Consider the following 25,559-nt stretch of genomic DNA (forward strand, 5'->3'; position numbering starts at 1 on the left):
TGCGGGCCTGGAGCCAAGGCAGAATAGAGGCATGACCCTTACGACGTTCGCCCTCGTCCGCCATGGCCAGACCGACTGGAATGCCGAGCGCCGGCTGCAGGGATCAACCGACATCCCCCTGAACGACGTCGGACGCGGCCAGGCGCGGGACGCCGTCGGCATCCTGGCTCCGTACGAATGGGACGCCATCGTCTCCTCCCCGCTCAGCCGCGCTGCCGAGACCGCGGACCTGATCGCCGAAGGGCTCGGGCTCACCGTGGCCCGGCGCGTCCCGGAACTCACCGAACGCAGCTTCGGCCCGGCCGAAGGGATGCAGGCCGGCCCCGAGCTGGAGGCGCTGCGCGTGCCCGGCGGGTTCAAGGGCGCCGAAAGTGAAGACGAAGCCGCCGACCGCGGCCTCGCAGCGCTGGAAGCCCTGGCCGGGGAGTTCCGCGGCCAGCGGCTCCTGGTGGTCACGCATGGCACGCTGCTGCGCGTCAGCCTCAGCCGCGCCATCGGCCAGACGCTGGCGAGCGTGGACAATGCGGCCCTCAACCTGGCGCACCACCACGCGATCGATGGCTGGAAGCTGGAGTACTTCAACGGTGAGCCGGTCCTGGCCGCCACCGGGAGCTAAAGCCCGGAAAAGCCCTGCGGCAATTGACGACGGCGGGACCCGGCTCAGGCGGTCAGCCCACCAGCGCTCAGCGCACCTCAAGGATCAGCGCCAGCAGTCTCGCGGCAGCGGGCCGGGCGGCGTGTTCCTCATTCCACTGTGCCCGGGCCACCGCTTTGCTGACGGCCTGGGTGGTGATGCCCAGCTCCTGCGCCACCGCTTTCTGCTGGCCGCGGACCCCGGGGGTCAGCAGGTCCAGCACGCGCCATTCCGCGCCTGACCGGTCGCGCACGATATGGCCCAGCAGCCGCAGGATTGCTTCGGCGTCGTGGGCAACGTCGACCAGTGGCCCCTCCACCGCAACCGGCACCCGCTCCTTGCTGGTGCGGAGCCGGTCCACGGCCCGGCGCGCATAGACCAGGCCGTGCCCGGACGCGTCCTTGACCTGGTTGGGCAGCGGCTCGTTCACGGGCCCCGCTCCGATACCCACGTACCAGTGCCCGCTTCGCAGCGCGATCAGCGCGGCGTCCACGGCCTGGTGCGGGCAGTCGACGATCCCCTGGACTTCGTCCTCGACCGACCTGTCAAAATCCAGGCGCGCGGGAATGTGCCGCAGCGCCTTGAGCAGCTGCGGCACCTGGTCGCCGTCGCGGCGGCTGTCCGTCTGGTTGATGGTCAGGGTGAACATTCTGGGTCCACACTACCCGGAAGTAGGAATTGCGAAACGGCCGGTTTCGCCTTGGGCGGCCCGCCGGTCCCCACCCCGGCAAACGGCTGGGAGTCCGCATCGCATGGACGCGGACCCCCAGCCACAGACCGGCAGGCCAACAGGCCCGGGTCAGTTTCCCTGTTCCGCAGCGGCGCCCGCTGCCGGGAAACGGTCCCAGGCGCGGTGGGCGGCGATGAGCCCCGAAAGTTCGGTGGTTACCGAGGCAGCATCGTTCCCGCCAATTACCCCTGCGGCCCCCTGCGGGATGCCGGCCGCTTCCAGGACGGCCGAGCCGGAGCCCCAGGCGGCGATGGCCTTGGCATGGCGGTAGGCCTCGGACAGCATGAGAGCCACCCGCGGATCCAGTCCGTCAGCCGGCTCCCCGGCCTTGGCGTCGCGCCCCGCGGACGCATCGGGCGCGGGCTGCTTGCCCCCGGCCACGATGAGGGCGTCAAACTCTGTGGACCGTGCCGTGAGGAAGGTCCGCTGCACCGTCACCGACGACCCGTCGGAGGAAAGCACGCCCCCGTTGGGTGCGATGACCAGCGGGACCATGCCCTCGCCGTCGAGCGCCTTCCGGGCCGCCTCCACCTGGGACAGGTCGCTGGAGGGATCGGCGATGATGCCCACAATGCGCCCGGCAACAGGCCACGTTCCACCCACCTGGGACACGGAAGGGCTGGGATCCCGGTCCGGGACCTGCTCCGTGGCCTCCGGCGCGGGCATGCCCAGGCCGGCGGCCACCGCGGTGCAGAGCCCGGAGTCGATATTGGCCAGGGCCTGCAGCTGGCGTTCGCGGACGGCGCTTTCGTAGCACTTGCCGAGCTCGAACGTGTAGGCCTGGATCACATGGTCCTGCTCCACGGCGCTCAGGCTGCGGAAGAACAGCCGGGCCTGGCTGTAGTGGTCATCGAAGGAGGCCGGGTTGCGCCGCTCCTTGATGGATTCCGCCACCGCTTCCGGTACGTCCACGAACGCGCCCATGTCCTGCCCGGCCAGGAACGGGCAGCCGCCATCCAGCGAATTGGGCCGGTAGGGGGCAACCCCGGAGTGGACCGCCGTTTGGTGCATGCCGTCGCGGAGCATGTCGTTGACCGGGGCCTGCGGCCGGTTGATGGGGATCTGCGCGAAGTTGGGGCCGCCCAGGCGTGAAATCTGGGTGTCCAGGTAGGAGAACAGGCGCACCTGCAGCAGGGGATCGTTGGTGACGTCGATGCCCGGAACCAGGTGCCCCGGGTGGAAGGCCACCTGCTCGGTTTCCGCGAAGTAGTTGGTGGGGTTCGCGTTAAGGGTCATGAGCCCGATGGGCTGCACCGGCGCCAGTTCCTCGGGGACGAATTTGGTGGGATCCAGCAGGTCGATTCCCTGGAACATCTGGTCTTCCGTGTCCGGGAAGGTCTGGATTCCCAGTTCCCACTCCGGGTAGGCGCCGGCCTCGATGGCATCAGCCAGATCGCGCCGGTGGAAGTCCGGGTCCATGCCGTTGATGATCTGGGCTTCTTCCCAGACCAGCGAGTGCACGCCCTGCTTGGGCTTCCAGTGGAACTTCACCAGGGTGGTGTCGCCGGCGGCGTTGACGAGCCGGAAGGTGTGGACGCCGAAGCCCTCCATGGTCCGGTATGACCGGGGGATGCCGCGGTCCGACATGTTCCACAGGGTGTGGGCCTGCGCCTCGGTGTGGAGCGATACGAAGTCCCAGAACGTGTCGTGCGCGCTCTGGGCCTGCGGAATCTCGCGGTCCGGGTGGGGCTTGGCCGCGTGCACCACATCCGGGAACTTCATGCCGTCCTGGATGAAGAAGACGGGAATGTTGTTCCCTACGAGGTCGTAGGTGCCCTCATCGGTGTAGAACTTCGTGGAGAACCCCCGGGTGTCCCGCACGGCGTCGGCTGACCCACGGGAGCCAAGCACCGTGGAAAACCGAACAAACACGGGCGTTTCGACGTCCGCGGCAAGGAAACCGGCGCGCGTTACCTTCGACGCCGTGCCGTAGGACCGGAACACCCCGTGCGCGCCCGCGCCGCGTGCGTGGACAACGCGCTCCGGGATCCGTTCGTGGTCAAAGTGGGTGATCTTCTCGCGCAGGTGGTGGTCCTGCAGCAGGATGGGGCCGCGGGCGCCGGCCTTCAGGGAATGGTCCGTATCCTGCAGCCGCAGGCCCTGGGCCGTGGTCAGGTACTGGCCGGACTGGGCGCGGGCGGTGGCCGGCGCGCCGGTAGGGCTGCCCGTGGGGGACACGGCCTCGGGGCCGCGCTGGTCCGGTTTGGGCGGCAACGGCTCCCGCGGGCTGGTGGGCTCCTCGAACGCCGGCGGCTCGCTGGACGGAGCCCCGGGAATTACAACGTCGTCTTCGGCTGGCATGTCTTGATCTCCCCACGTTTTGATGTTCCCAGCCTCCGCCTCAGCGAAAGCTAAGCTTGCTTAGTACCCTACAGGTGCCGAAGGCGGTAAAGGGAAGGTCCGACGGCGGGGGTTGCCTCCCTGCCCCTCCATCTGTTGCGATGGGGAAACGGCCGCCTGCAGCGGCACACCCGAGGTGAGGATGGTTATGGCCGGCAGCACTGGGCGCGATGGAATGCAGGACACAATGCAGCAGGACGACGTGTGGCAGGAAGGCATCGGGCAGGGGGAACTGGAACTCGTCGACCGCTGGTGGCGCGCCGCCAACTATCTCTCGGTGGGCCAGATCTACCTGCGGTCCAACCCGCTGCTGCGCGAGCCACTGCAGGCTGAGGACACCAAGTCCCGCCTGCTGGGCCACTGGGGCACCACGCCCGGGCTCAACTTCGTGTACGCCCACCTGAACCGCGTCATCCGCCGCGACTCACTGGAGATGCTCTTCGTGGCAGGTCCCGGCCATGGCGGCCCCGCCGTCGTCGCCAATGCCTGGCTGGAGGGAACCTACTCCGAAATCTATGCCCACGTGGGCAATGACGAGGCCGGCCTGGCGGAACTGTTCCGGCAGTTCTCCTACCCGGGCGGCATCCCCAGCCACGCCGCACCGGAAAGCCCGGGCTCCATCAGCGAGGGCGGCGAACTGGGATACTGCCTGGCCCACGCCTACGGATCGGTCTTCGACAACCCGCAGCTGGTGACCGCCGTCGTGATCGGTGACGGCGAGGCGGAGACCGGACCGCTGGCCGCCAGCTGGCACTCCCACAACTTCCTGGACCCGGCCACTGACGGTGCCGTGCTGCCCATCCTGCACCTGAACGGCTACAAGATCGCCAACCCCACGGTCCTGGCCCGGATGCCGCAGGACCAGCTGGAGCAGCTGCTGCGCGGCTACGGCCATGAGCCGTATTTCGTGACGGTGGCGGATCCGGACAACACGGAGCAGGCGCACCGGGATTTCGCGGCCGTGCTGGACCGCTGCCTGGCCGATATCAAGGCCATCCAGGACGCCCACCGGCAGGATCCGGATGCAGAAGAGGCGGGGGAGGGCGGCCACCGCTGGCCCATGATCGTCCTGCGCTCGCCCAAGGGCTGGACCGGGCCGGGCACCGTGGACGGGCTGCAGGTGGAAGGCACGTGGCGGGCGCACCAGGTGCCGCTGTCCGAGGTCCGCACCAACGGGGAGCACCTGAAGCAGTTGGAGGAGTGGCTGCAGTCATACCGCCCGGACGAACAGTTCGACGGCGACGGCAGGCTCCGGCCCGACGTCGCACGGGGTGCGCCCGCCGGTGACTTCCGCATGAGTGCCACACCGCACGCCAACGGCGGACTGCTCCGACGCGCGCTGAAACTGCCCGCGTACCAGGACCACGCCGTGGAGGTGCCCAACCCGGGAACCGACCGGGTCAGCCCGATGATCACCCTCGGCTCCTGGATGCGGGACGTCATCGCACAGAACATGGACAACTTCCGGCTGTTCGGCCCGGACGAGACGGCGTCCAACAGGCTGCAGAACGTCTACGAGGTCACCGACAAGGTGTGGCAGTACCGGATTGACGACGTCGACGAGCACCTGGCACGGTCCGGACGGGTGATGGAGGTACTGAGCGAGCACCTGTGCCAGGGCTGGCTGGAAGGCTACCTCCTCACCGGCCGCCACGGCGTGTTTAACTGCTACGAAGCTTTCGTCCACATCGTCGATTCGATGTTCAACCAGCACGCAAAGTGGCTGAAGGTATCCCGCAAACTTCACTGGCGCCAGCCGGTCCCCTCGCTGAACTACCTGCTGTCCTCCCACGTGTGGCAGCAGGACCACAACGGTTTCTCGCACCAGGACCCGGGCTTCATCGACCACGCGGTCAACAAAAGGGCCGAGGTCATCCGGGTGTACCTGCCGCCGGACGCCAACACCCTGCTGTCCGTCATGGAGCACTGCCTGGCGTCGACGGACTACGTGAACATCGTGGTCAGCGGCAAGCAGCCCTCGCCCACCTGGCTGGGCCCGGCCGATGCCGCCAACCACTGCCACCGCGGCCTGGGCATCTGGACGTTCGCCGGCTCCGAGGTGCCCGGCGAGGAGCCCGACGTCGTACTGGCCTGCGCGGGCGACGTCCCCACCGTGGAGACCGTTGCCGCCGCGGAACTGCTCCGCAACGGCGCCCCCGGCCTCAAGGTGCGGGTGGTCAACGTAGTGGACCTGATGCGGCTGCAGGACGAAAGCGAGCACCCGCACGGCCTCCCCGCCCATGACTTCGACGGCATCTTCACCGCTGACAAACCCGTCATCTTCGCGTACCACGGCTACCCGGCGCTGATCCACCGGCTGGCGTACCGGCGCACCAACCAGCAGGGGCTTCACGTGCACGGCTACAAGGAAGAGGGGACCACCACCACCCCGTTCGATATGGCCATGCTCAACGGCATCGACCGCTTCACCCTGGCCATCGACGCGATCGATCGCGTACCGGGCCTTGCCGAGAAGCACTCACTCCTGCGCCAGGACCTGCAGGACCGGCGCAACCGGGCGCGCGAACACACCCGCACGCACGGCGAGGACCCGGAAGAAATCCGGAACTGGAAACTGGGCGGCTGACGCCCTAAAGCGGGAGGTCGTCCAGCGTGCAGGAGGGCAGGTGGATCCAGCCTTCGCTGCGGGCCGCCCGGGCATGCGCATCGTCAGGGGCGAGGGTACGACGGCGGGCCACGGCCCGGGCGGTCAGCGAGGCGATGACGGCATCGAACAGGTCGTCCGAAGCGGTTAGCCTGTCCCGGTGCCCGGCCAGGTCCAGCCAGGGCGCCTGCTCCTCGAGGGCCGCCAGGAGGAGGCCCAGGCGTTCGGCTTCGGGGATGCCGCGGCCTTTGTAGCCGCGCCCGTTGAGGCCCCAGATCTTCAGCGACGCCGCCGGGTACACCTCGGCAAAGCGCCCCGAGCCGTCCCGGAGCTGCGGGCCGTGCAGTGCCGCGATCTTCGCCTGGATCACCGCGCAGCGCATGGCAGGGTGGGCCAGCCGGTCGGCGGAAACGCTCAGGGGGATCAGGCCGGTCCGGGCGGTGCAGAACCGGTCGGTGTCCCGGTAGGCGAGGAGCCGCCGGCCCGCGATGCCGTCATGTTCCAGGACGGGTGCTGCGTTGAAGGCCAGGTGGCCGGTGAGGAACGGAATCAGCGCGTCAGGCCAGCCCACGGGGCAGTCGACGCCGGTCATGCCGCAGGTGCCGAACAGGTCCACGATCTCCTGGTCGTCAACGTCCAGGGCCAGGTGGGCCAGCCGGGCCTGGTCATCGCTCCACTCGATGACCGCCACGGCAGTCTTCTTGGCCGCCGCCGCCAGATCCACGCCAAGGGTCCTCATGGGCTGCTCATCAACACTGCGGTCAAACGGCATTGCGTCAGACCGCGCGGTAGCGCAGGACGCCGGGGATGCTCCCGGATCCGCCAAGGTCAGTGCCCCGCGCGAAGCCGGCCCACAGGGCGCGCATCCTGCGGCCCGCGGCGTCCACGTCCGCCCAGTCCGCGCCGGCAATGAGCCCAACGCCGTCCCAGGTCTTCCGGTTGCCGAGCAGGAGGGGCAGGTCCACGGTGTGGGCGGCGCCGAAGATGTTGCCGGGCGCGTGCCAGTCCAGGATGTAGCGGTGCGCCCGCCCGCCCGCCTTGGCATGCCGGCGCGCGAACCTGCGGGTTGCCCGGCCGTACACGGTTTCGGTGACCGCCCAGTCGATGGCGCGGACGGCGGCGCGGCCCACCACCGGAACCGCGGCCAGGCGCATCAGGCGGGGGCTGCGGGGGAGGAACAGGCGGGCCTCCTCGGAGGTATGGCCGATCAGCACCTCGATCGACGGCGCTGTCCGGCTCCAGGCAGCCTCGATCCCGGACTCCTCCGGAAGCGGATCATGGCCGTACTGGGTACCAAACGGCATGGCCGCCAGCATGCCGAACTTCCGGGCCACCTGCGTGACCTGGGCTTCGAGAGCCACCACGTCCATGGCGGGCGTCTGCTCGGAGACCCCGTCCGCAGCAATGCCCATGGCATGGTTCATTTTCGCCCGGCCGCGGGTAATGCCCAGCGGGGCGCTTTGGATGATGGCGCGCTGGAAAAGGGATGGTGCCTCGGGCGTGGCCATCAGGTGGGCGATCGCGTCGCCCCCGGCGGACTGGCCGAAGGCGGTGACCCTGCCGGGATCGCCCCCGAACGCGGCAATGTTCCGCTGCACCCACCGGAAAGCCTCGAGCTGGTCCAGGAGTCCCAGGTTGCCGGGCCGGCCTGCCGGTGTGGCGAGGAACCCGAACAGCCCGAGCCGGTACGTCACGGAGACCACGATCACCCGGTTTTCGGCCACCAGCCGTGCGGGGTCGAAGATGGCCAGGTCCCCGGAGCCGGTGGTGTAGGAGCCGCCGTGGATCCAGACCATGACGGGCAGCTTCTCGTCCGGCTTCAGGTCGCCGGGCAGTGTGATGGAAAGGTTCTGGCAGTCCTCGCTGCCCGGCAGCTCGCCGTATTTGGTGCCCAGGACGTCGTCCAGGAACGGCACCGGAGCCTGGGGGCAGGCGGGTGCGGGAGAGGTGGCGGCATATTCGGCGGTCCAGTCCGGAACCGGGGCCGGCACCTGGAACCGGTGGGCGGTGGCGTAGGGAATGCCGGTGGCACGAATGACGCCGCCGTCGCGCCGGCCGCTGACGGGCCCGCACGGGGGATGGAACAGAAGCTGGGACGTCACGGCTGGCTCGGAACTCACAGCCCCACCATGCCATAACTTCCTGAAACAACGACGGCGGGTGCCCGGCTTCGAAAAGCCGGGCACCCGCCGGCGGACCCTAAAGCAGTTGTTGGGGCAAGCCCAACCTGGAAATCAGTGTCCGGTGGGCACGTAGCGCTTGATGGAAGCTTCCAGCTCGGCTTCGGCGGCGGCGCGGTCGCCCCAGCCCTCGGCCTTGACCCACTTGCCCGGCTCCAGGTCCTTGTAGCGGGTGAAGAAGTGCTCGATTTCCTTGATCAGGTACTCGTTGACGTCGCTGACTTCCTGGATGTGGTCAAAGCGGGCGTCCACCGGCACGCACAGGATCTTGGCGTCTCCGCCGCCGTCGTCGGTCATGTTGAAGACACCGATGGGGCGGGACTCGACGATGACGCCGGGGTGCAGGTCGAAGTCCTGCAGGAGCACCAGAGCGTCCAGCGGGTCGCCGTCCTCGCCGAGGGTGTTCTCGAAGTACCCGTAGTGCGTGGGGTACTGCATGGAGGTGAAGAGGACGCGGTCCAGGCGGACGCGGCCGGTCTCGTGGTCAACTTCGTACTTGACGCGTGATCCCTTGGGGATCTCGATGGTCACGTCGTGCTTCATGGGAATGCTCCTCGGCAATTGCAGGGGGTGCGCGGCACACTTGACGGGCCCACAAAAAAGCGTGTCGGTGCCGCCGACTACAATTGAGGATATAGCGAGAGGCCCTGGAATCAGGAACTTGTGGGGAAATTTCAGGACTTGAGGACCGGCACCAGCATGACCAAACCAACCGGCGGGGAACCGTTGCGCGCCCGGCGTTCCCGGCGTTCCGGCGGCATCACCCAGGAGGCAGGGAAGTCCTGGCACCTGGTCCTGGCCACCCTGGTCCTGCTCGCGCTGGCCATCCCGGCGGCCCTGCTCGTGGCTCCCGGATTCCGCGGACCGGAGGCCCCGGCGCCGGCCCCCGCTGCGCCCGCCTGGCAACAGGCCCCCGCCACACTTTCCGCCCCGCAGGTGCTGGCACCCCTTCAGCCTGCCGCCCCCGTACCCGCGCCGTCAGCCGTGGCGGCGCAGGTGGAACCGTTATTGACAGCCGACGGCGGCGGTACTTTCACGGGCATGGTCCAGGACGCGCTCACGGGCCAGGTCCTCTTTGACCGGGGTGGCGCCGAAGGCCGGGTGCCGGCGTCGAACCTCAAGCTGCTGACCGCCGTGGCCGCGCTGCGCACCCTGGGGCCGGAGCACCGTTTCACCACGAACGTGGTGCAGGGCCCTGCTCCCGGGCAGGTGGTCCTGGTGGGCGGCGGCGACGTCCTCCTGGGCGCGGGGGAGTCGCGGCCCGGACAGGCCATGGGCCATGCCGGCCTGGCCACGCTCGCAGCCCTCACCGTGCAGGCCCTGCAGGCCGCCGGTACCACCGGTGACATCAAGGTCCTGCTGGACGACTCCCTCTTCACCGGCCCTGCACTGAATCCCAACTGGCAGTCCGGCGACGTGGAAGCCGGCGAAATCGCTCCGCTGTACCCGCTGGCGCTCAACTCCGCACGCTTTGATCCCGCCGTAACCACCGGTCCCCGCCCCCAGGACGCGGCCATGGCTGCGGCGGAAGCGTTCGCGGCCCAGCTCCGTGCGGCAGGCGCCGGGGCGGGACTGACGGTGGCGGCCGGCGTCGACCGTTCACCCGGCGCGGCCAAGGCCGGCGCTGCAGCCCTGGCCGGTGTTGACTCGGCCACCGTGGCGGAGCAGGTGGACCTGATGCTGCAGGTCTCGGACAACTACCTTGCCGAAACCATGGGCCGGATGGCCGCGTTGGGCACGGGACGGCCCGGAAGCAATGACGGCGCCATTGCCGCGGTCGCCGCCGAGCTTGCGGCCGCCGGGATCACAGTGGACGCCGTGAAGCTGGTGGATGTGTGCGGCCTGGCCATGGGCAACCAGGTCACGGCCCGCCAGTTCACGGACGTGGTGCGGGTCATGACCACGGGAACGGATGCCAGGCTTCGCGCCGCACTGGACGGATTCCCGGTTGGCGGATTGTCGGGCACGTTGGACACCCGTTACGGGGATGCCACCACCTCGGGCGGCGCCGGGCTGGTCCGCGCAAAGACCGGGACCCTGAATACCGTGCTGGCGCTGAGCGGCTATGTGGTTGACGCCGACGGCCGGCTCCTGGTGTTCTCCTTCATCGGCAACGGCCTGACGCCCGGAGCCGCCGGCAACAAGGTGGCGCTGGACCGGGCAGCTACCGCGCTGGCGGGCTGCGGCTGCCGCTAGCGCGGGCTTGCGGTAGTCCCCAGCAGCGCGGCCATCACGACGGCAGCCAGCACCGACTTCCAGCCCGTGCGCGGGCCGATGGTCAGGGGAGCGATGGGACGGTAGGGGATCATGGTTCCTCCTTCGATGGTTATGGCCGTGGACCGCATGGGCGGCCCTGCCCCGCATAAACGGTGCGGGGCAGCAACGGTTGTGCGGGGGCGGGCCGCTCCTGGACAGGCAGGCTGCCCTGCGGTTTCCAGCCTGCCCGGCGGGTCTGGGACAGCGCTTTCGCCTCCCTGTGCAGGGGCTGTGGAAGTTTCGCCGGTCAGCGAACTTAAGGACGATCCCTGGCCTGCTGTGTTCTGATGGGAACCATGGAGTCCACTGCGCGCGAGTCCGCACCGACGTTGTCCCCGGAAGCCCAGTCCAACCAGGCAGCCCAGTCCAACCAGGCGCAGGCCCTGATCAACTGGGACCTCGCTGCCTCTGCCGCGGCGAGGCTGGCTCCGGCCGGACCCGTGCTCGACGGAAAAGCCATTGGGGAGGCGGTGGACAGCCTGCGCCGGCTGGCGGACGCATCCGTGCCGCACGTCCACGAGATCACCGGGCTGGAAGCGGCGCGAGACCTTCGCGATTCCTCCGTGCTGGTGGTGGACCGGGCGTCCTGGGCCAAGGCCAACACCCAAAGCTTCGCGGTGATGCTCAAGCCCGCCATGCAGAAGATGCTGGACACCCGGCGCGGAAACCTCAGCCCCGCGGCCGCCCAGGTCAGCGGCGCCATTACCGGCAGCCAGTTGGGCGCCGTCCTGGCCTTCCTGTCCAGCAAGGTCCTGGGCCAGTACGATCCCTTTGCGGCGCTGGCGGAGAACTCCACGGCCCCTGCTGCCGGCCGGCTCCTGCTGGTGGCACCGAACATCGTCTCGGTTGAGCGCGAACTGAACGTCGCCCCGGAGGACTTCCGGCTCTGGGTGTGCCTGCACGAGCAGACGCACCGGGTGCAGTTCGCGGCGGCACCATGGCTGCGCCACCACATGCTGGAGCAAATCGACGAACTCAGCGGGCACCTGCTGGGCAACGTCGATTCCCTGATGGAGCGTGCCTCAGCTGCCGCGCGTTCACTGAAGGACCGCTCTGCCAGCGGAGACACGCCGGGCCGCGGCGCCATCCTGGACCTGCTGCAGGATCCGGAGGAAAAGGCCGCCATCTCGCACCTCACCGCCGTGATGAGCCTGCTCGAAGGGCACGCCAACGTGGTGATGGACGCCGTCGACGCCAGCATTGTCCCGTCCGTGAAGACCATCCGGCAGCGGTTCAACGACCGCGGCAAGGACCGGGGCGTCATCGAGAAGTTCATCCGCAGCCTCCTGGGCCTGGACGCCAAAATGCGCCAGTACTCCGACGGTGCCCGCTTTGTCCGCGCCGTTGTGGACGTGGCCGGCATGGAGGGCTTCAACAAGGTATGGGACTCGGTGGACCACCTTCCCACCGAGCCCGAGATCCACGACGCCAAGCTGTGGCTCGACCGGATGGGCCTCTAGTTGCCTTCAGAGGTACCGGTGGGCGCCCCGGCGGCTGAAGGACAGGGCGCGCGGAGCGGCCGACGCCGGCCGGGCAGGTTGGCGCCCGTCGTCGGCACTGCGCGCAAACTGCTGCAAAACGCCCTGGCCGGGGCCGGCTATCCCCGCCACGTCCTCGTAGCTTGCAGCGGCGGCCCGGACTCCCTGGCGCTCGCCGCCGTCGCCGCGTACTTTGCCCGCCGCGGCCACGTGGACGGCCGCCCGCTGACCGTCGGCGCCGTGGTGGTGGACCACCAGCTGCAGGAGGGGTCGGCCGATATTGCCGCCCGCACCGTGGAAGCACTGCAGGACCTGGGACTGCACCCGGTGGAAATCCGGACCGTTACGGTGGCCGGTGCCGGCATGGGCCCCGAAGCCGCCGCCCGTGAAGCCCGGCATGCCGCGCTTGAGGCCGCAGCCGCAGATCACGGCGCGGAGGCAATCCTGCTGGGGCACACCCTGGACGACCAGGCCGAACAAGTACTGCTGGGCCTGGCCCGCGGCTCCGGCACGCGGTCCCTCGCAGGGATGCGTCCGGCCCGTCCTGGAACCGGAAATGCCGTCCTCCTGCGCCCCTTCCTGGAACTCCGCCGGGTGGACACCGAGGAAATCTGTGCCGTGGAAGAGCTGGATCCCTGGCACGATCCCACCAACTCCGATCCCGCCTTCGCCCGGTCACGGACCCGGGTGGAAGTCCTCCCGCACCTTGAGGAAAAACTTGGTCCCGGCGTCGCCGAATCCCTGGCCCGGACAGCCGCCATCCTGCAGCTGGACGCCGACTACCTGGAGGATGTGGCGGAAAGCACCTACGCCTCCCTGGTGGAACTGGACGGCAGCGGACTGAGCCTGCCGGAGGAGGCGCTGCGGGCGCTTGCACCGGCCATCAGGTTCCGTGTCATCGCCAAGGCAGCGGCCGACGCCGGCGGGCAGCAGCCCAGCTACCGGCGCCTTTTGGCGGCAGAAGCGCTGCTCCGGCGGCATGGCTCGGCCGGACCGGTTGAGCTTCCCGGCGGTGTGAGTGTGTACCGGTTGTCACTCGCGCAGCTGGAGGAATCGAAGGACGCGGCGGCTGCAGGGGCCCCGGGCGGCGCCGGTTCCGTTCCCCGCGAACCCGCGCGCTGTGGGAAGCTAGTATTCCGGCCTCAAAAACCGCCCGCAAAATAGTCGCACCCCGCATCTAAACAGGAGCCATTGGTGGATTCAAACGACGTCCAGGCAGATCTCAAGCACGTTCTCTACACCAAGGAACAGATCCAGCAGCGGATCACCGAACTCGCCGCGCAGATCGACAAAGACTACGAAGGACGCGAAATCCTCATCGTTGGCGTCCTCAAGGGCGCCGTCATGGTCATGGCTGACCTGGCCCGGGCACTGCACAGCCACATCTCCATGGACTGGATGGCCGTGTCCTCCTACGGCTCGGGTACTCAGTCCTCCGGCGTGGTGCGGATCCTCAAGGACCTGGACACCGACCTGATGGGTAAGGACGTGCTGATCGTCGAGGACATCATCGACTCCGGCCTGACCCTGTCCTGGCTCAAGACCAACCTGGAATCCCGTGGCACCGCGTCCGTGGAAATCTGCACCGCGTTCCGCAAGCCCACCGCAGCCAAGGTGGAAATCGACGTCAAGTACGTGGGCTACGACATCCCCAACGAATTCGTGGTGGGCTACGGCCTGGACTACGCGGAAAAGTACCGCAACCTGGACTTCGTGGGCACCCTGGCGCCGCACGTCTACGAGTAACCCCTTCCCTCGGCATGGCGGTTCACGGCAATGGTGCCGCCGCCCGGGACTGCCGGGACTGCCGTGACATCCCATCCCGCAGTGGCCTTGCTGAGGTGCGGGAAGCGTGAGTAGCGGCAGCGTGGGCATCCGGGACGTGGCGCGGGAAGCCGGCGTCTCGGTCACCACGGTCTCGCACGTCCTCAACGACGTGCCTTTCGCCCGGGTCAGCCCGGAAACCCGCGAGAAAGTGCGGACGACGGCGGCCCGGCTGGGGTACGGCCCCAACCGCCTGGCGCGCGCCCTCCGCAGCCGCAGGTCCGGTGTGCTGGGCCTGGCCATTGAGGATGTGGCCACCACTCCGCACGCCGGCCGCATCATCCTGGGCGCGGAGCAGGCGGCACGTGCCCGCGGCTACGCCCTGATGGTCGTCAACATCCCGGGGCAGGCGCAAGCGGAAGCCGGCACGCAGCCCGGCTTGAAGTCCTGCCGGGAACCCAGCCAGCGTGCAACCGACCCCATACAAGCTGGCGTGGAGTCTCTCCTGGCACGGCAGGTGGACGGAATCCTCTACGCGGCCGGCCACCGGCGCGTCCTGCAGCATTCCGCCACCCCGGGCAAGGTCCCCGCGGTCCTGCTGGATGAAGTCGCCGCGGACCGGAGCCTTCCCGCCGTCGTGGCCGACGAATACGGTGGGGCTGCAGCCGCGGTGGAAGCACTGCTCGCTGCCGGCCACACCCGGATCGGACTGCTCACCACCGCTGAAGAGAACCACTCCACCCGCCAGCGCATCCGGGGCTTCCGGGACGCACTTCAGCGTGCGGGACTGGACGGTGCCTCCGCCACTGGCGAGGCGGCGTCGCCCGATGCATCCGGCGGGTACGCGGCTGCCCGCAGAATCCTGGCAGCCGCCAACCCGCCGTCGGCCCTCTTTTGCTGCAGTGACTCCCTGGCCATGGGCGCCTACCGCGCCGCCGCGGAACTGGGCCTGTCCATCCCCGGCAACCTGTCCGTCGTCGGGTTCGGCGATGAGGAACTGCTGGCCGCCAACCTCCATCCGGGGCTGACGACGGTCGCCGTGCCGCACTCCGAAATGGGGGCCTGGGCCGTCAACCGGCTGATCAATGAACTCGAAAGCGCCGCAGCGGAGGCCGGCCCCACCCCACCCACAGGCGGACCGGACCCAGTGCGGCTCGGGTGCCGGCTGGTCACGCGTGGGTCCGTGGGGCTGCCGGATACCGGGAAGCGGCAGCCCTGACGCGGTATTCTGCGGACTGCCGCACCATCTACGCCCACAGGGAACTTTTGCTTTTCGCTATGCGTGATTTACTCCGGACGGTGTATAGCTAGAAGCTGACGCAGCACCATCACGCGCGCAGACTACTCGCCGTGAAGCACTACCGGAAGGGACGGGGCCAGCCCCGAACAGATGAAAGCTAAGAACTTCTTCAAAGGCCCGGGCATCTGGATCGTCGTTGTGGTCGGTCTGCTCCTTGTGGCTTTTGCAACGCTCGCCCCCGGCGGTGCGGCCCGGATCGACACGGACAAGGGCCTGGAACTGCTCTCCAGCAACAAGGTGGAGCAGGCCAAGATCTTCGACGGCGAGAACCGCGTTGACCTCACGCTGAAGGACAACCTGCAGGTGGACGGGCAGGACAAAGGCAAGAGCGTCCAGTTCTTCTTCGTGGATGCCCGCGCACAGGACGTGGTGAAGGCAGTCACCGACGCCAAGCCGGCCCAGGGGTTCACCGACCAGCCGATTGAAAGCAACTGGTTCTCCGGCCTGCTTTCCCTCCTGATCCCCGTGATCCTGCTGGGCGCACTCTTCTGGTTCCTGATGACCCGCATGCAGGGCGGCGGCTCCAAGATCATGCAGTTCGGCAAGTCCAAGGCCAAGATGGTCAGCAAGGACATGCCGCAGGTCACCTTCGCTGACGTTGCAGGTGCCGATGAGGCCGTGGAGGAACTCCAGGAGATCAAGGAATTCCTGCAGGAACCAGCCAAGTTCCAGGCCGTCGGCGCCAAGATCCCCAAGGGCGTGCTGCTCTACGGCCCGCCAGGTACCGGTAAGACCCTGCTGGCCCGCGCGGTTGCCGGTGAGGCCGGCGTACCCTTCTTCTCCATTTCCGGCTCTGACTTCGTGGAAATGTTCGTCGGCGTCGGTGCATCCCGTGTCCGCGACCTCTTCGAACAGGCCAAGGCCAACTCGCCCGCCATCATCTTCGTGGATGAGATCGACGCCGTCGGCCGGCACCGCGGCGCCGGCATCGGCGGCGGCAACGACGAACGCGAGCAGACCCTCAACCAGCTGCTGGTGGAGATGGACGGCTTCGACGTCAAGACCAACGTGATCCTCATTGCGGCCACCAACCGGCCAGACGTCCTGGACCCGGCCCTGCTGCGCCCCGGCCGCTTCGACCGCCAGGTGTCCGTGGAAGCGCCGGACCTGATCGGCCGCGACCAGATCCTGCAGGTGCACGCCAAGGGCAAGCCGATGGCTCCCGGGGTGGACCTGAAGGGTGTGGCGAAGAAGACGCCCGGGTACACCGGTGCCGACCTCGCCAACGTCCTCAACGAGGCCGCTCTGCTCACCGCGCGTTCCAACGCCAACCTGATTGACGACCGCGCCCTGGATGAGGCCATTGACCGCGTCATGGCCGGCCCGCAGAAGCGCAGCCGCGTCATGAAGGAACACGAGCGCAAGATCACCGCCTACCACGAAGGCGGCCACGCCCTGGTGGCGGCGGCCCTTCGGAACTCCGCTCCGGTCACCAAGATCACCATCCTTCCCCGCGGCCGCGCCCTTGGTTACACCATGGTGGTCCCGGAAAACGACAAGTACTCCGTGACCCGCAACGAACTCCTGGACCAGATGGCCTACGCCATGGGTGGACGCGTCGCCGAGGAGATCGTGTTCCATGATCCCTCCACCGGTGCTTCTAATGACATCGAAAAGGCCACCGGCACCGCACGCAAGATGGTCACTGAATACGGCATGAGCGAACGCGTCGGTGCAGTCCGCCTGGGCCAGGGCGGCGGTGAACCGTTCCTGGGCCGCGACGCAGGGCACGAGCGGAACTACTCTGACCAGATTGCCTATGTCGTGGACGAGGAAGTGCGCCGCCTGATCGAGCAGGCACATGACGAGGCCTACGAAATCCTCACCGAGAACCGGGATATCCTGGACTACCTCGCCTTGGAGCTGCTCGAGCGGGAGACCCTCAACCAGGCCGAGATTGCCGACATCTTCCGTGACGTCCGCAAGCGGGACTTCCGCGAGGTGTGGCTGTCCAAGGAAACCCGTCCCGTCCAGTTGACCGGACCGGTGGAGAGCCGCCAGGAACGGGCTGAACGGGAAGCGCAGGAGGAAGCGAAGAAGGCGCGCCTTGACGAGCCGCTGGACGCCCAGCCCCCGCACCCGCAGGGCGTGTCGGAGGATGCTCCGTTTCACGGAGGCACCCCCGACTCGGGGCCTGACACCCTTCGCGGCTAAGCTTTCCTTGTGACTTCCTTCGACGACGACGACGTTTCCGCCTCCGCCGCCTACCCGGCGGAGGACGGTTCCCACCACTCCAAGCGCGAAAAGGTGGACCGGCCACGGATTGAGGCGGCCGTCCGCGAGATCCTCCTTGCCATCGGCGAGGACCCGGACCGCGGCGGCCTCGTGGACACGCCGAAAAGGGTTGCGAAGGCGTACGCCGAGGTGTTCGCCGGACTGCACCATGATCCTGCGGACGTCCTGTCCACCACCTTCGACCTGGACCACGAGGAACTGGTCCTGGTCAAGGACATCCCCTTCTACTCCACGTGCGAGCACCACCTGGTGCCGTTCCACGGGGTGGCCCACGTTGGCTACATCCCCTCGCACGACGGCAAGGTGACCGGGCTGAGCAAGCTGGCCCGGCTGGTGGACATCTACGCCCGCCGCCCCCAGGTACAGGAGCGGCTGACTACCGAAATTGTCGAAGCGATGGTGCAGCACCTCAAACCCCGCGGTGCGATCGTCGTCGTCGAATGCGAGCACATGTGCATGTCCATGCGCGGCATCCGCAAGCCCGGAGCGAAGACCGTCACCAGTGCGGTCCGCGGGCAGCTTCATGACCCGGCCACCCGTGCCGAAGCCATGAGCCTCATCCTCGGAAGGTAACCACACACCATGGATTCACTCGCTGCAGCCCCTGGAACGGGGCCCGCTACGTCCCCGCTGCCCATCCTGCGCAAGCCCCGCCCGGCTGCCCGCTTTGAGGACCTCCCCACCGGCCGCACCCTGGTCATGGGCATCCTGAACGTCACCCCGGATTCATTCAGCGACGGCGGCAAGCACGCGACGGCGGACACCGCCATCGCGGCAGGCCTGCGGATGTTCTACGCGGGTGCGGACATCATCGACGTCGGGGGCGAGTCCACCCGGCCCGGCGCCGACGACGTCACCCCCGACGAAGAGCAGCGCCGCGTCCTGCCGGTGATCGAAGCGCTGGTGAAGGCCGGCGCGCTGGTCAGCATCGACACCACGCACGCCTCCACCGCAGCCGCTGCCCTGAAGGCGGGCGCGGCCATCATCAATGACGTCTCCGGGCTGACCATCGAACCGGAGATGGTGGAGCTTGTGGCGGCCTCCAAGGCACCCTATGTCCTCACGCACCGCCGGGGCGACGCCCGGACCATGAACTCGCTCGCCGAATACACGGATGTGGCCGGGGAAGTGGTGGCGGAACTGGCAGGAGTACGGGACAAGCTCTACGCAGCCGGTGTCAGCAGGGAACAGATCATCATCGATCCGGGCCTGGGGTTCGCGAAGAACGACGCCCAGAACTGGGAACTGCTGCAGAACCTGGACCAGCTGGACAGCCTGGGCCACAAGGTCCTGGTGGCTGCCTCCCGCAAGCGTTTCCTCGGCACCCTGCTCACCGTGGCCGGGAAGTCCGCCGCTCCTGACGAGCGGGACAGTGCCACGGCCGCAATCACAGCGATCAGCGCCTACCGAGGGGCCTGGGCCGTCCGCGTACACGACGTCGGTTCCAGCCTTGACGCGGTCAAGGTGGCTGCGCGCATGGCGGCACCCACAACACAAGCCGTACCCAAAACGCAATAGGGCCGGGGGACCCATGGACAGGATTACGCTGACCGGAGTGACCGCCGTCGGCCACCACGGTGTCTTCGATTTTGAACGCCGGGAGGGCCAGCCCTTTGTTGTGGACGCCGTGCTCTACCTGGACTTCACCGAAGCGGCGCAGTCCGACGACGTCCGGGACACCGCCCACTACGGTGAGGTGGCGCAGCGTATTACCGAGTGGATCACCGGGGAGCCCCTGAACCTCATTGAGGCACTCGCCGTGCGGATCGCCGACAGTCTCCTGGCCGAATTCGCGCTCCAGGCCGTGGACATCACCGTCCATAAGCCGCAGGCCCCCATCGAGGTCCCCTTCGGAGACGTGGCCGTCACGGTCCACCGCGAGCGGGTTCCCGCCGCCCCTGCGCTGTCCGGTGCGCAGGCATGAACGGGATCTACACCAAGGCCGTGCTGGCCCTGGGCAGCAACCTTGGTGAACGGAACGAGACCCTGACCGAGGCTGTGGCGGACCTGGTGGATCCGCCCGAAGTACGGCTGCTTGCCGTCTCGCCCATAGTCCAGACCAAAGCCGTGGGCGGCCCTGCCGGCCAGCCGGACTTCCTGAACATGGTCATCACGGTGGAAACCAGCCTCACCCCTGCCGAACTGCTGGAACATTGCCAGGCCGTGGAAAACAAGCACCTCCGCGTCCGTGAGGTCCGCTGGGGGCCGCGGACGCTCGACGTCGACATCATCACCTACGGCGAGCTCCGCAGTGACGACCCCGCCCTGACCATCCCCCACCCCCGGGCGGCCTCACGCGCTTTCGTCCTCTACCCGTGGTCGCTCATCGAACCCGCCGCCACGCTGAACGGCGAACGGATCAGCACCCTGGCAGTCCAGGCGGACGATTTCAAGGATCTTGCCCCGTTCGACGGGTTCGGGGAATTTGACGGGATGCCGACGGCGGGAGCGGTGGAGGAGAGATGAAGCCCATCAACCCGCTGCGCCTGCTGCTGATCTGCGTCATCCTTGCCATCGCGGGCTGGTCGGCCACGGTTGTCACCAGCCGGTACAGCATGGCCACGCCTGTCCTGCCTGCCACCGCGCTGGCCACGATGGGCGTCATCGTCATCATCACCCTGATCCTGGGTATCCGGATCCTGAGGTGGCGGAACAGCCACCAGCCCAACAGCAAGGCGAAGAAGACGCAGCTGGATCCCCTCCTGGCCGCCCGGACCCTGATCCTGGCGCAGGCGTGCGCCTACGCCGGAACGGTGCTCCTGGGATGGCATGTGGGAATCTTCCTGGACCAGCTGCGCATCTGGAGCCTGCGCAGCGACCAAGGCATCACCTGGCTTGCCCTGGCCATGGCGGGCGGCGGCCTGGTGATGATCGTGGTGGGGCTCGTCGTGGAGCGGTTCTGCAGGATCCCGCCGGAAGACGGCGACACCAACAGCGTTGACGGGAAGAAGGGCCGGCCTGCCCGCGGGGAAGCCGCAGGGGAAGGCGAGTATGCGTACCGAGGCGATTGACCCGCCGGGGATCGACTGGCAGCGGGTGTCACCGAAATACGTCATCGTCCGCCTGGTGGAATGGGCCCTGGCCAACATCGCCGCCATACTGGTCCTGTCCGCGCCGCTGGTGTTCGTCCTCCTGGGATGGTGGCGGTGGCCGCCGCTGTGGCTGGCCATCACCGTTCCGGCCGCCACCCTGCTGCTTGCCTTATGGCGGCTGGTCCTCATCCCGCGGCAGGTCCGGGCCATCGGCTACGCGGAGCGCGACGAGGACCTCCTGGTCAGGAGCGGCATCTTCTTCCAGCGCACCATGGCCGTCCCGTACGGACGCATGCAGTATGTGGACATCGCCGTGGGACCTGTGGAGCGGGGCATGGGCTTGTGTACCGTCAAGCTCCACACAGCGTCCCCCGGCACCAATGCGCGCATCCCCGGCCTCCCGGCGGCTGAAGGCGCCCGGCTCCGTGAACAGCTGGCCGCCCGCGGCGAAGCCAGGCTGGCAGGACTGTGACCACTGACGGCCAGCTGCCCGGTCCGGCGCTGCCGCCTGCCGGCACCGGCCCGGAAGACACGGGAACGCCCGACGGCGAATGGCTGCGTGTGCATCCCGCCTCACCTTTTGTCCGTGGCTGGGTTGCACTGGCCGCCATCACGTTCTTCTTCGGCCGCGACCTGTTTGAGCGGACACTCCAGGGCCAGCCTGTGTTCGAGGACGGGTTCGCCCGCCGTGCGCCGTGGCTCCTGGGCGGCGGTGCCGCGGTGCTGGCCGTGGCAGTCCTGGGGTTCGTCCTGACCTGGTATTTCACCAAATACCAGGTCTCCGGCGGCTATGTCCGGGTCAACACCGGCCTCCTCTTCCGCCAGCACCGGCAGGCACGCCTGGACCGGGTGCAGGCCATTGACATCGTGCAGCCACTGCTGGCCCGCATCTTTGGCCTGGCCGAACTCAAGTTTGAAGTTGCCGACGCCGGCGAATCCGCCGTGCGCCTGGCGTACCTCAGGATCGACGACGCCCGCCGACTGCGCGCCACCATCCTGGCCCGGGCCTCCGGGGCTGAGGCAGGTTTCGGTGCGGGCCCGGCGGCCGGCGCCGCGGCGCATCCAGGTCCCGGCAGCCCGTCGGCGGCGTCCTTTGCCCCGCCCGCACCTGAGGCGCCCGAAATCCAGGTACTCAGCGTGCCGCCGTCGCGCCTTGTCGGATCGCTCCTGTTGAGCGAGCAAAGTTTCTTCATTGTGGTGGGCGGTTTCGCTTCCGTGGTCCTGTCCGCGCTGACGGACAACCGCGCTTTCTACTTCTACCTGGTACCCGCAGCGCTGGGCCTTGCCGCCAGCTACTGGAACTTCTTCAACAAGGGCTACAACTTCACCGCCGCCGTCTCACCGGACGGCATCCGGCTGCGGTACGGGCTGCTGGACACCCAGGCGCAGACACTTCCGCCGGGTCGGATCCAGGCCGTGAAGATTGCCCAGCCTCCGCTGTGGCGTCCGTTCGGCTGGTACCGGATGCAGGTGAACGTTGCCGGCTACGGGACGTCCGGCAACGCCGTCGAAGGCAACACCAGGACCATCCTCCTGCCGGTGGGCAAGTTCGCCGACGTCCTTGCCATGCTCTCGCTCGTCCTGCCGGACCCGGGAACGGATCGCCCTGCGGAGGTGTTCGCCGCGGGGCTTACCGGCAGGGATTCCGACGGCGGGTTCACCACCACGCCCCGGCGGGCCCGGCTGCTGGCGCCCCTGGGCTGGCGGCGGAACGGGTTTGCCGCCACGGACACGGCACTGCTGATCCGCTCCGGACGCTGGTGGCGGGACCTTGTGCTGGTGCCCCATCAACGCACGCAGTCACTGGCGATCCACCAGGGGCCCGTGGCGCGCCGGTTCCGGGTGGCCGACCTGGTCCTGCATACGACGGCCGGTCCCGTTGCCCCGCGGCTGACCCAGGCGGGGCTGGACGAGGCCAGGCAACTCTTCGACGAGCAGTCGGCGCGGGCCCGGCTGGCCAGGAAGCGGCAAACCACCGAACAATGGTTGCGGCAGGTTGTTCCGGCAGTGGAACCTGCGCCCGTGCCGGGCACACCGGTTCCCGGGGCGCCGTACCCTGGGGCTCCAGCCAGTGAAGCCCGCACCCATTACCAACAGGAAGGCCAGACGCATGGCTAAGCCCGGACGCCTCGGCGTCGGAATCATCGGCGCCGGCAAAGTGGGCGCCGTGCTCGGCGCGGCCCTGCGCGCAGCCGAGCACGCCGTCGTGGGAGTGTCAGCCGTCTCCGACGCCAGCCGGGACCGGGCCGAGGCACTGCTTCCCGGGGTGCCCATCCTTGAGGTGCAGGACATCGTGGAACGTGCCGAACTGGTGCTGCTGGCGGTGCCCGACGACGCGCTGCCGGATTTGGTGGAGGGTCTGGCGAAGCTCGGGGCCTGGCAGCCGGGGCAGCTCGTGGCACATACCTCGGGCCGGTTCGGCGTGGGCGTACTGCATCCGGTCCGTGCCGCCGGCGCCGTGCCGCTGGCGCTGCACCCGACCATGACGTTCACGGGCATGAGCCTGGACCTCACCCGGCTGCTGGACTGCACCTTCGGCGTGACGGCCGATGCCGCCATGCTCCCCATCGCGCAGGCGCTGGTGGTGGAGATGGGGGCGGAGCCTGTGGTCATTGCCGAGGCGGACCGGACGCTCTACCACGCGGCCCTGGCCCATGGTTCCAACCACCTGGTCACCTTGGTGGCACAGGCGTCGCAGCTCCTGCGCGAGGTGGGAGTGGAATCGCCCGAACGCATGCTGGGGCCGCTGCTGCGCGCCACCCTGGAAAACGCGCTGGCCTCGGGAGAGTCTGCGCTGACCGGGCCGGTGGCCCGCGGTGACGTGGGCACCGTGCGTGCGCACGCCGAGGCGTTGCGGGAGTTCGACGGCGGCGGGCATGGGGACGTGCTTGAGGCCTACCTTGCGATGGCCCGCGCCACTGCCCTGCGCGCTGAAGGGCGCGGCCTGCTGAAACCCGACCAGCTGAAGGGGCTGCGCGAGGCCCTCGATCCGAAGGAAGACTGAATGCCCATCCAACTCGTCACCACCGTGGCCGGCCTGAAAGCCGAAAGCGCCCGCTTGCTCGGCGCGAAACAGGGTGTCTCCCAGGGGCTTGTGCCCACCATGGGCGCCCTCCACGAAGGCCATGCAACGCTGGCGCGCACCGCCGTCGAGCAGAACGATGTGGTGGTGGCCAGCATCTTCGTCAACCCCCTGCAGTTCGGCGATGCCGTTGACCTGGACCGCTACCCACGGACACTCGACGCGGACCTCGCCCTGCTCGAGGAGCAGGGCGTTGACCTCGCGTTCGCGCCCTCCGTGGAGGAGGTCTATCCCGGCGGCGAACCCCTGGTGCGGATCACTTCGGGCCGCCTGGGGAATAAGTGGGAGGGCGCCTCGCGGCCCGGCCACTTTGACGGGGCACTCACTGTGGTGGCCAAACTGCTGCACTACGGCATGCCGGCGGCCGGTCTTCCCGCCGGTCCCGCGGGTTCTGCCGGCGGCAGCCTGCCGGCGTACCGGGCCTACTTCGGGCAAAAGGACGCCCAGCAGCTGGCCCTGGTCCGGCGGATGGTTTCCGACCTGAACTTCCCGGTGGAGATCGTGGGTGTGCCTACGGTGCGCGCAACGGACGGGCTGGCGCTGTCCAGCCGGAACCGCTTCCTGTCCGATGCCGAACGGGACGCCGCGCTGGTCCTGTCCAGGGCCCTGCGGCTGCTGGAGGAAAGGGCGAACGCCCATGAGCCGCTGGACCTCGACTCCGCGCTGGCGATGGTGGAATCCCAGCCCTTGGTCTCGCTGGACTATTTTGACGTAGTGGACCCGGGCACCCTTGAGCCGCTGGCCGAGAACTGCCGGGAAACACCCTTCCGCGGCGAGGCCCTGGCGCTTATCGCGGCCAAGGTGGGCCCGGTGCGCCTGATCGACAACATTCCGCTGAGTTCGTAGCTGCCGTTCATAGCTGCCCCGCCGGCCCGGGGCATACCGTGCCCGTTATAGCCCTGAGTGGTCCCGGTTGATCATGAGCTGTTCGAGCAGCGCGCGTTCAGGGCGGCCCGGGTTCCTGGCGACGCAGCGGCGAAGGCGGGCCCGGACGAGTTCTTCACTGGGATCCTGGCCGCCAAGCAGTTCATCGATGATTTCCTGCGCCTGCCACCGGAGCGACTCGATGGCGAACTGCCTGACCTCTTCGGGCGTATCACTGGACATCCAGGGATCGGGATCCGACGGGACACTTTGGAACATCCGCTCTGCTGACATTGGGGCCTCCTTGCTCCAAACCGGCGGACCCTTTGGGGGCGCCTTGCGGTGTTCTAAAGAACTGCGTAGGAGAAACACTACAGCGGGCAAGACCAGTCTGTCTCCCCTGCACTAGACTCCAAGTCTCATGAGCACAGAGGCGAAGGTCCCGATATCCGATGCGTCTTCCCCGGCCTCGTCGGGGGAGGGCAACACCAATTCCGTGGAGCGGATCCTCACGGTGGCATACGAGCTGTTTTCGCGCAGGGGAATCCGGGACGTGGGTGTCAATGAGCTCATCGAGCGGTCAGGGGTGGCCAAGGCCACCTTCTACCGGCATTTCCCGTCAAAGGATTCGTTGGTCCTGGCCTTCCTGGAGCAGCGGGACAAACTGTGGACTGTTGAAGCAATAGTGGCCCAGGCCCGCGGCCGGGGACAGACACCGGAGGAGCGTCTGCTGGCGATCTTCGACGTCCTGGGGGAATGGTTCCGGCGCGATGACTTCGAAGGGAGCACCTTCACCCAGGTCCTGCTGGAGATGGGACCGTCCCACCCCCTGGGGCAGGCCAGCATCAACTACCTGGCAAAACTTCGGAGCCACGTGCAGGCCCTGGCCGAAGAAGCCGGGCTTGTGGACCCTGACGGGTTCGCGCGTTCCTGGCAGATCCTGATGAAGGGCTCCATCATCTCGGCCACCGGCGGTGACCTGGACGCCGGGAAGCGCGCCCAGCAGATGGCTGCCTGGCTGATCGAGCACCACAGGGCATAGCGGCGGGCGCTGCAGGA

The 25,559-nt window shown here is 68.2% G+C and carries 24 protein-coding genes; 18 read left to right on the top strand and 6 right to left on the bottom strand.

Going from position 1 to position 25,559, the window contains the following annotated elements:
• Nucleotides 1-31: 31 nt before the first annotated feature.
• Nucleotides 32-616, top strand: a complete 585-nt coding sequence (locus LDO22_RS14920; RefSeq protein ID WP_224024209.1) for a histidine phosphatase family protein — start codon at nt 32-34, stop codon at nt 614-616.
• Between the two features lie 67 nt (nt 617-683).
• Here LDO22_RS14920 and LDO22_RS14925 read toward each other — a convergent pair whose 3' ends face one another.
• Nucleotides 684-1,283 carry a hypothetical protein gene (locus LDO22_RS14925; RefSeq protein WP_224024211.1) on the bottom strand — a complete coding sequence of 200 codons (600 nt, stop codon included), beginning with the start codon at nt 1,281-1,283 and terminating at the stop codon, nt 684-686.
• Nucleotides 1,284-1,433: 150 nt separating this feature from the next.
• A complete protein-coding gene (locus LDO22_RS14930) occupies nt 1,434-3,665 on the bottom strand; it encodes a catalase (RefSeq protein ID WP_224024213.1) in 2,232 nt (743 codons plus the stop codon).
• A gap of 187 nt (nt 3,666-3,852) precedes the next feature.
• Here LDO22_RS14930 and LDO22_RS14935 point away from each other — a divergent pair, with 187 nt between their 5' ends.
• On the top strand, nt 3,853-6,291 hold the full coding sequence (locus LDO22_RS14935; RefSeq protein WP_224024215.1) for a phosphoketolase family protein: 2,439 nt from the start codon (nt 3,853-3,855) through the stop codon (nt 6,289-6,291).
• 4 nt (nt 6,292-6,295) lie between these two features.
• On the opposite strand, the gene LDO22_RS14940 is transcribed toward LDO22_RS14935, so the two are convergent.
• From LDO22_RS14940 to LDO22_RS14950, 3 genes are all read right to left on the bottom strand, one after another.
• Nucleotides 6,296-7,048 carry a DUF429 domain-containing protein gene (locus LDO22_RS14940; RefSeq protein WP_224024216.1) on the bottom strand — a complete coding sequence of 251 codons (753 nt, stop codon included), beginning with the start codon at nt 7,046-7,048 and terminating at the stop codon, nt 6,296-6,298.
• A gap of 37 nt (nt 7,049-7,085) precedes the next feature.
• Complete coding sequence (locus LDO22_RS14945) at nt 7,086-8,429, bottom strand: carboxylesterase family protein (protein ID WP_224024218.1); 1,344 nt, start codon at nt 8,427-8,429, stop codon at nt 7,086-7,088.
• Between the two features lie 114 nt (nt 8,430-8,543).
• Nucleotides 8,544-9,032 carry an inorganic diphosphatase gene (locus LDO22_RS14950; protein ID WP_043450105.1) on the bottom strand — a complete coding sequence of 163 codons (489 nt, stop codon included), beginning with the start codon at nt 9,030-9,032 and terminating at the stop codon, nt 8,544-8,546.
• A 156-nt stretch (nt 9,033-9,188) separates the two neighbouring features.
• Between LDO22_RS14950 and dacB the strand changes: the two genes are divergently transcribed.
• From dacB to LDO22_RS15025, 15 genes are all read left to right on the top strand, one after another.
• Nucleotides 9,189-10,685: a D-alanyl-D-alanine carboxypeptidase/D-alanyl-D-alanine-endopeptidase gene (gene dacB, locus LDO22_RS14955; protein ID WP_224024220.1), complete on the top strand. Its 1,497-nt coding sequence runs from the start codon at nt 9,189-9,191 to the stop codon at nt 10,683-10,685.
• 356 nt (nt 10,686-11,041) lie between these two features.
• Complete coding sequence (locus LDO22_RS14960; RefSeq protein WP_224024222.1) at nt 11,042-12,205, top strand: zinc-dependent metalloprotease; 1,164 nt, start codon at nt 11,042-11,044, stop codon at nt 12,203-12,205.
• A gap of 108 nt (nt 12,206-12,313) precedes the next feature.
• Nucleotides 12,314-13,387, top strand: a complete 1,074-nt coding sequence (tilS, locus tag LDO22_RS14965) for a tRNA lysidine(34) synthetase TilS (protein ID WP_224027256.1) — start codon at nt 12,314-12,316, stop codon at nt 13,385-13,387.
• A gap of 30 nt (nt 13,388-13,417) precedes the next feature.
• Entirely contained in the window at nt 13,418-13,969 is a 552-nt protein-coding gene (gene hpt, locus LDO22_RS14970) for a hypoxanthine phosphoribosyltransferase (RefSeq protein ID WP_041651844.1), read from the top strand.
• Nucleotides 13,970-14,075: 106 nt separating this feature from the next.
• On the top strand, nt 14,076-15,206 hold the full coding sequence (locus LDO22_RS14975) for a LacI family DNA-binding transcriptional regulator (RefSeq protein ID WP_224024224.1): 1,131 nt from the start codon (nt 14,076-14,078) through the stop codon (nt 15,204-15,206).
• Nucleotides 15,207-15,377: 171 nt separating this feature from the next.
• A complete protein-coding gene (ftsH, locus tag LDO22_RS14980; protein WP_159634414.1) occupies nt 15,378-17,441 on the top strand; it encodes an ATP-dependent zinc metalloprotease FtsH in 2,064 nt (687 codons plus the stop codon).
• A gap of 9 nt (nt 17,442-17,450) precedes the next feature.
• Nucleotides 17,451-18,095, top strand: a complete 645-nt coding sequence (gene folE / locus LDO22_RS14985; protein ID WP_224024226.1) for a GTP cyclohydrolase I FolE — start codon at nt 17,451-17,453, stop codon at nt 18,093-18,095.
• A gap of 9 nt (nt 18,096-18,104) precedes the next feature.
• Nucleotides 18,105-19,040, top strand: a complete 936-nt coding sequence (gene folP, locus LDO22_RS14990) for a dihydropteroate synthase (RefSeq protein WP_159634408.1) — start codon at nt 18,105-18,107, stop codon at nt 19,038-19,040.
• Nucleotides 19,041-19,053: 13 nt separating this feature from the next.
• On the top strand, nt 19,054-19,446 hold the full coding sequence (folB, locus tag LDO22_RS14995; protein WP_159634405.1) for a dihydroneopterin aldolase: 393 nt from the start codon (nt 19,054-19,056) through the stop codon (nt 19,444-19,446).
• A complete protein-coding gene (folK, locus tag LDO22_RS15000; RefSeq protein WP_224024228.1) occupies nt 19,443-19,988 on the top strand; it encodes a 2-amino-4-hydroxy-6-hydroxymethyldihydropteridine diphosphokinase in 546 nt (181 codons plus the stop codon). Before folB ends, folK begins: the two co-directional genes overlap by 4 nt.
• Entirely contained in the window at nt 19,985-20,533 is a 549-nt protein-coding gene (locus tag LDO22_RS15005) for a DUF3180 domain-containing protein (RefSeq protein ID WP_224024230.1), read from the top strand. Before folK ends, LDO22_RS15005 begins: the two co-directional genes overlap by 4 nt.
• Nucleotides 20,514-21,026: a PH domain-containing protein gene (locus LDO22_RS15010; RefSeq protein WP_224024232.1), complete on the top strand. Its 513-nt coding sequence runs from the start codon at nt 20,514-20,516 to the stop codon at nt 21,024-21,026. The genes LDO22_RS15005 and LDO22_RS15010 overlap by 20 nt, the downstream gene beginning before the upstream one ends.
• A gap of 29 nt (nt 21,027-21,055) precedes the next feature.
• Nucleotides 21,056-22,672, top strand: coding sequence for a PH domain-containing protein (locus tag LDO22_RS15015; RefSeq protein ID WP_224027257.1), 1,617 nt, complete (start codon nt 21,056-21,058; stop codon nt 22,670-22,672).
• Nucleotides 22,665-23,558 carry a DUF2520 domain-containing protein gene (locus tag LDO22_RS15020; RefSeq protein ID WP_224024234.1) on the top strand — a complete coding sequence of 298 codons (894 nt, stop codon included), beginning with the start codon at nt 22,665-22,667 and terminating at the stop codon, nt 23,556-23,558. Before LDO22_RS15015 ends, LDO22_RS15020 begins: the two co-directional genes overlap by 8 nt.
• Nucleotides 23,559-24,482, top strand: coding sequence for a pantoate--beta-alanine ligase (locus tag LDO22_RS15025; protein ID WP_224024236.1), 924 nt, complete (start codon nt 23,559-23,561; stop codon nt 24,480-24,482).
• Nucleotides 24,483-24,527: 45 nt separating this feature from the next.
• On the opposite strand, the gene LDO22_RS15030 is transcribed toward LDO22_RS15025, so the two are convergent.
• Nucleotides 24,528-24,794, bottom strand: a complete 267-nt coding sequence (locus LDO22_RS15030) for a hypothetical protein (RefSeq protein WP_159634351.1) — start codon at nt 24,792-24,794, stop codon at nt 24,528-24,530.
• 127 nt (nt 24,795-24,921) lie between these two features.
• Here LDO22_RS15030 and LDO22_RS15035 point away from each other — a divergent pair, with 127 nt between their 5' ends.
• Nucleotides 24,922-25,542, top strand: coding sequence for a TetR/AcrR family transcriptional regulator (locus LDO22_RS15035; protein WP_224024238.1), 621 nt, complete (start codon nt 24,922-24,924; stop codon nt 25,540-25,542).
• The last annotated feature ends 17 nt before the right edge of the window (nt 25,543-25,559 follow it).

This window comes from Arthrobacter sp. NicSoilC5 (assembly GCF_019977395.1).
Lineage (GTDB): Bacteria > Actinomycetota > Actinomycetes > Actinomycetales > Micrococcaceae > Arthrobacter.

Coding starts and splice junctions, on each gene's coding strand:
- LDO22_RS14935 (WP_224024215.1), top strand. CDS start 3,853: ATGGCCGGCAGCACTGGGCGCGATGGAATGCAGGACACAATGCAGCAG.
- LDO22_RS15010 (WP_224024232.1), top strand. CDS start 20,514: ATGCGTACCGAGGCGATTGACCCGCCGGGGATCGACTGGCAGCGGGTG.
- folB (WP_159634405.1), top strand. CDS start 19,054: ATGGACAGGATTACGCTGACCGGAGTGACCGCCGTCGGCCACCACGGT.
- LDO22_RS15005 (WP_224024230.1), top strand. CDS start 19,985: ATGAAGCCCATCAACCCGCTGCGCCTGCTGCTGATCTGCGTCATCCTT.
- ftsH (WP_159634414.1), top strand. CDS start 15,378: ATGAAAGCTAAGAACTTCTTCAAAGGCCCGGGCATCTGGATCGTCGTT.
- LDO22_RS14920 (WP_224024209.1), top strand. CDS start 32: ATGACCCTTACGACGTTCGCCCTCGTCCGCCATGGCCAGACCGACTGG.
- LDO22_RS15020 (WP_224024234.1), top strand. CDS start 22,665: ATGGCTAAGCCCGGACGCCTCGGCGTCGGAATCATCGGCGCCGGCAAA.
- LDO22_RS15030 (WP_159634351.1), bottom strand. CDS start 24,794: ATGTCAGCAGAGCGGATGTTCCAAAGTGTCCCGTCGGATCCCGATCCC.
- LDO22_RS14930 (WP_224024213.1), bottom strand. CDS start 3,665: ATGCCAGCCGAAGACGACGTTGTAATTCCCGGGGCTCCGTCCAGCGAG.
- LDO22_RS14925 (WP_224024211.1), bottom strand. CDS start 1,283: ATGTTCACCCTGACCATCAACCAGACGGACAGCCGCCGCGACGGCGAC.
- LDO22_RS14960 (WP_224024222.1), top strand. CDS start 11,042: ATGGAGTCCACTGCGCGCGAGTCCGCACCGACGTTGTCCCCGGAAGCC.
- LDO22_RS14940 (WP_224024216.1), bottom strand. CDS start 7,048: ATGAGGACCCTTGGCGTGGATCTGGCGGCGGCGGCCAAGAAGACTGCC.
- dacB (WP_224024220.1), top strand. CDS start 9,189: ATGACCAAACCAACCGGCGGGGAACCGTTGCGCGCCCGGCGTTCCCGG.
- LDO22_RS14950 (WP_043450105.1), bottom strand. CDS start 9,032: ATGAAGCACGACGTGACCATCGAGATCCCCAAGGGATCACGCGTCAAG.
- LDO22_RS15025 (WP_224024236.1), top strand. CDS start 23,559: ATGCCCATCCAACTCGTCACCACCGTGGCCGGCCTGAAAGCCGAAAGC.
- folK (WP_224024228.1), top strand. CDS start 19,443: ATGAACGGGATCTACACCAAGGCCGTGCTGGCCCTGGGCAGCAACCTT.
- folP (WP_159634408.1), top strand. CDS start 18,105: ATGGATTCACTCGCTGCAGCCCCTGGAACGGGGCCCGCTACGTCCCCG.
- LDO22_RS15035 (WP_224024238.1), top strand. CDS start 24,922: ATGAGCACAGAGGCGAAGGTCCCGATATCCGATGCGTCTTCCCCGGCC.